At 73.3% G+C, this 5,038-nt stretch carries 3 protein-coding genes; all 3 read left to right on the top strand.

The window, feature by feature from the left end:
• On the top strand, positions 1 to 1,185 hold a 1,185-nt coding region (locus ACFVIM_RS20285; protein ID WP_384303087.1), incomplete at its 5' end, for a thioesterase domain-containing protein.
• Positions 1,186 to 1,675: 490 nt separating this feature from the next.
• Positions 1,676 to 2,551, top strand: a complete 876-nt coding sequence (locus ACFVIM_RS20280) for an oxygenase MpaB family protein (protein WP_384303091.1) — start codon at positions 1,676 to 1,678, stop codon at positions 2,549 to 2,551.
• Entirely contained in the window at positions 2,533 to 4,707 is a 2,175-nt protein-coding gene (locus ACFVIM_RS20275) for a tetratricopeptide repeat protein (RefSeq protein ID WP_384303085.1), read from the top strand. The genes ACFVIM_RS20280 and ACFVIM_RS20275 overlap by 19 nt, the downstream gene beginning before the upstream one ends.
• The last annotated feature ends 331 nt before the right edge of the window (positions 4,708 to 5,038 follow it).

Genomic DNA, 5,038 nt, shown 5'->3' with positions numbered 1-5,038 from the left:
ACCCTGCCCCCACTGCTGCGGCGGCTGGCGGGACCGGCCCGGCGGGCGGTGGCCGCCACGGCGGCGGCCACCGGGCTCGACGACCCGGACCCCGGGCGGCGGCTGGGCGCGCTCGTCGCGCTGGTGCGGCGCGAGGCCGGGTCCGTGCTCGGCGTCGACACACCCGGGGGGCTGCCCGAGGGCGCGGGCTTCCGCGCCGCCGGGTTCGACTCCCTGACGGCGGTGGAGCTGCGCAACCGGCTCGCCAGGGCCACCGGACTGCGGCTGCCCGTCACCCTCGTCTTCACGTACGACGGGCCGCGCCTGGCCGCCGAGTTCCTGCTCGCCCGCCTGGCGGAGCGGCCCGTGACCGAGGAGCCCGCCGGGCCCGGCACCGGTCTCGCCGACATCTACCGGGAGCTGGTCGACCGGGACCTCTTCGAGGCGGCGGGAACGCTCGCCCGGTCGGCCGCCGCCGTGCGGGAGCGCGCCGACGGCGGTCTGACCACCACCGTCACCCGGCTGGCGGAAGGCCCGGGAGGGCCCCGGCTGATCTGTCTGCCGTCGATCTCCACCTGGGAACCCGTACTCAACTTCAGTGCCCTGGCCCGTCACTTCCAGGGCGAACGCGATGTCGACGTGATCGTTCCGCCGGGTTACGAGACCGATGAGCCGCTCGCCGCCTCCTGGGAGGCGCTCGTGGACGTGCTCGCCGACGCCACCGTGGACCGGGCGGGTGACACGCCGTACCTGTTGGTCGGGTACTCCTCCGGTGGCGCGCTCGCCCACTCCGTCGCCGCCGCCCTCCAGGCCGACGGCCGTCATGGGCCACGGGGTGTGGTCCTCATCGACACCTACACGGCGGACCAGCTCCCGGCGCGTCTCCAGGAGTCGTTCCAGCGCACGTACCGGAGCGTGGTGCGGGCCGAGAACTACTCGTACGAGAAGATCACCGCCTCCGCCGCGTATATCGCTCTCCACCACGAGCAGTGGCGGCCGGTCGCGGAACTCCGGGCGCCCACGCTGATGCTCAGCGCGCGGGAGGCGACCCGGCTCCCGGACGGGGTGGCGGCCCTGGACGGCGGGGAGTGGCGGCACCGCTGGCCGCTGGCACATACGGAGGTCCCAGTTCCGGGCGACCACTTCACGATGATGTCCCAGCACGCCGACCACATCGCCCAGGCCCTCACCGGCTGGCCGGGCTGAGGCACGCGGGAGACGTCCTCCCGTACGGGGGATCCATGAGCGGCCCGCGGACCCCCCGTACGGAACCGGCCCGCGCGCTCCCGTACGGAACCCCGGTACGGAGGGGAGCGGCCCGCCGGGCCCGGCGGAACCACGGGGAGGGAGCGCGCGGCGGCGAAAGCACGGCCGAAAGTACCGCCGAGAACACCGGCGAAGTCCCGTGCAAGCGACGGGCGCCGTGGGAAGGACGGGGAAGGAAAGGTACAGATGTTCGCTCCGCACCATCCCGTCGGCACCACACCTCCGGGTGACCGCCCGCAAGGAGCCGCAGATGACCGATGCCGCCGACCCCACCAGACCCGGCCCCGCCCCGGGAACCGGAACATCCGAAGGGGAGGGTTCCCCTCACCTGCCCACCGGAGGCGAGCCCCCGAGGTCACCCGCCCCACCCGGGGCGGCCCCGGTCCACCCCGACCCCGGCCTCTTCGGCCCCCACTCCATCACCTGGCATATGCACGGCGACCCGATGATGTGGATCGCCGGAGTCCGCGCGCTCTACCTCCAAGCCCTCCACCCACGGGCCGTCCGCGGGGTCATGCAGTTCTCCGACTTCCGCGAGAACGCCTGGGGCAGACTGCTGAGCACCGCCGACTTCGTCGGCACCATCTGCTACGGAACCACCGAGGCCGCCGAAGCGGCGGGCGCCCAGGTCCGGCGGGTCCACTCCCGGCTGAAGGTGGTCGACCCCCACACCGGGGACCGCTACGGGGTGGACGAACCCGAGCTGCTGCTGTGGGTGCACTGCGCCGAGGTCGACTCCTACCTCCAGGTGGTGCGCCGCTCCGGCTACCCCCTCACCGACGCCCAGGCCGACCGCTATGTCGACGAACACCGCGTCAGCGCCCGGCTGGTCGGCCTCGACCCCCGGCGGGTGCCCGCGACCGTCGCGGAGCTGGGCGCCTACATGGACGGGATCCGCCCCCGTCTCGCCGCCGGGGCGGACGCCCGCGCCATCGACGCCTTCCTGCGCCGCCCGCCCATCCCGGCCGTCCTCGTCCCCGTCCGCGCGACGCTCTGGCGCTCGGTGGCCCGGCTCTCCTACCACTCCCTGCCGCCGTTCGCGCACGCCCTCTACGGCAGACCCGCCCCGCCCGCGGAACATGTCGACCGGCGGCTCGTCACAGCGGGCCGACTCCTGCGCTGTGTACCCGCACGGCTGCGCTGGCAACTCCCACCAGGGCATATCCTCGACGCGGTGGCCAGACTCGGCCCCGGTACCCGCCCCAGCCCGTACAAACTCCGCGGTCACAAGGCCATACTGGAACCGCCAGGGCGCAAGCGGCGGAGTGACGGGGGCGACAGCACGCGATGGCGGAAACCAGGCTGATCCAAGACCGGTACCGGCTGGTCGAGGTGATCGGGCGCGGCGGCATGGGCGAGGTGTGGCGGGCCGTCGACGAGTCGCTGGGCCGCACGGTCGCGGTCAAGTGCCTCAAGCCGGTGGGCTCCCAGCCCGACTCCGCCTTCGCCACCGTGCTGCGCGAACGCTTCCGCCGGGAAGCCCGGGTCGCCGCCGCCCTCCAGCACCGGGGCGTGACCGTCATCCATGACTTCGGTGAGTACGAGGGCGTGCTCTACCTGGTGATGGAACTGCTGGAAGGGCTCAACCTGAGCCAGCTCATGGCGGAGGAGGAGGGCCGCCCGCTGCCCGTGGACGACATCATGGACATCGCGGTCCAGGTCGCCGACGCCCTCGCCTACACCCATGAACGCGGCATCGTCCACCGCGACCTCAAGCCCGCCAACATCATGCGGCTGCTCGACGGCGGGGTGAAGATCTGCGACTTCGGCATCGCCCGGCTCGGCGCGGACATCGGCTACTCCTCCCGGCTGACCGGCAACGGCATCGCCATGGGCACCCCGCACTACATGTCCCCGGAACAGATCAGCGGAGGCCAGATCGACCACCGCAGCGATCTGTACTCGCTCGGCTGTGTGCTGTACGAACTCGCCACGGGCGTACCACCGTTCGACCACGACGACGCGTGGGCGGTCCTCGTCGGGCACCGGGACACCACACCCCAGCCCCTGAGCGTCCACCGTTCCGACATACCCGGGCACTTCGAACAGGTCGTGCTCGACCTGCTCGCCAAGTCCCCCGACGGCAGGCCCGACGACGCCAAGGAACTCGGCCGCAGGATCGCCCGGGGACGACAGCCGCTGATCGGGCGCGGACCCGTCAGCCGGGGAGCGCCCGGCCCGGGTACCCCCCGGCTGCCCGCGTGGACCCAGGGGATGACCACGGGCCACAAGGCCGTCGGCACCGCGCTGCGGACCGTGCTGCCCGACCACACGGACGGCCTCACCGGCGAGTGGACCACCGCGGGCGCCCGCTTCACCGTGGTGCCGTCGCCAGGCGACCACGAACGCCCCACCCCCGCACCGGAACTGCTCGCGGTGCTCGCGGGCCGCCACCGCGACGCACTCGGCCTCAGCAGGCTCGGCCGCTGGGAGGAGGCGGGGGAGATCCACCGCGCGGTCGCCGCCGAACGGGAACACGCCCTCGGCCCGGACCACCCCGACACCCTCTCCTCCCGGTACGAGATCGGCTTCAGCCTCAGCCGCACCGGGCGGCCGGCGGAAGCGCTCCGCGAGTTCGGCCGGGTCACCGACGGCCGCACCCGGGCCCTGGGCGCCGAACACCCCGCCACCCTGGACGTCCGGGAGGAAGCCGCCTACGTCCTCGGCCAGCTCGGCCGCCACTTCGAGGCCCACACCGACTTCACCGAGGTCCTCGCCGCGCGGGAACGGACCCGGGGCGCGGACCACCCCGACACCCTCCGCTGCCGCCACAACCTCGCCTTCAACCTGAGCCGGCTCGGCCGGCTGGAGGACTCCTTCCGCATGGTCTGCCAGGTGGCGGCCGCCCGCGCCCGGGTACTGGGCGCCGACCACCCCGACACCCTGGTCACCCGGTACGAGGTCGCCTACGCCCTCGGCCAGCTCGGCCGCTGGACGGAGGCACTGGCCACCTATCGCGAGGTGGCGTCGGCACGGGCGCGCACCCTCGGCGCCGACCATCCCGCGGCCCTCACCGCCCGGTACGAGATCGGCATCAGCCTCGGCCGGCTCGGCCGCGGCGCCGAGGCACTGGAGCTCTACCAGGCCCTGGTGACCGACCGCACCCGGGTCCACGGGCCGCACCACCCCGAGACCCTGCGCGCCCGCCACGGCGTCGTGGTCAACCTCGGCCGCCTCGCCCGCTGGGAGGAGGCGCTCACCGAAGCCCGCGAGGTCACCGCCCACCGCGAACGCGCCCTCGGCGCCGACCACCCCGACACCCTGCTCTCCCGCCGGGAGATCGCCTCCGGACTCGCCCGGACGGGCCGATGGGACGACGCGCTGCCGCTCTTCACCCAGGTCGCCGAGGTCTACGAACGAACCCTGGGCCCCGACCACCCGACCACCCGCGCCAGCCGCCATGAACAGGCCAACTGCTTAGAACACCTCGGCCGCCACACCGAAGCCTCTGGTCTTTTTTAACTGTGTCTTTTAGCGGCTGCTCGCCTCCGGGGCGCTTTAGCCGAGATTCTCAGGCGCGACGTGCTCGATCGCTCGTTCCTCACGATCTCCGCGCGACTCACCTGACAACTCGACGCGCCCCTTCGGCTCGCAACCGACCTCGGGTAGAGCGAACCGTCGCACGGAGCCAATCACCGGCACAGCCCCCATGGGGTGATCCGGTGGCGGGGCTCCCACGGCGGAAGCCGGGATGGGCGGCCTGCGAAAAATCGACAACGGTCACGGTCGCACGGACCGTCACCACGGCAGCCGGGCTCCGGGGGCAGGTTCGGGGGGTGCAGGGTCGCCCCCG

Origin of the sequence: Streptomyces sp. NPDC057638, from assembly GCF_042800315.1 — a bacterium.
In the GTDB taxonomy this organism is placed as follows: Bacteria; Actinomycetota; Actinomycetes; order Streptomycetales; family Streptomycetaceae; genus Streptomyces.
The sequence above is the reverse complement of the archived record's forward strand: the minus strand, read 5'-3'. Positions and strand labels throughout refer to the sequence as shown.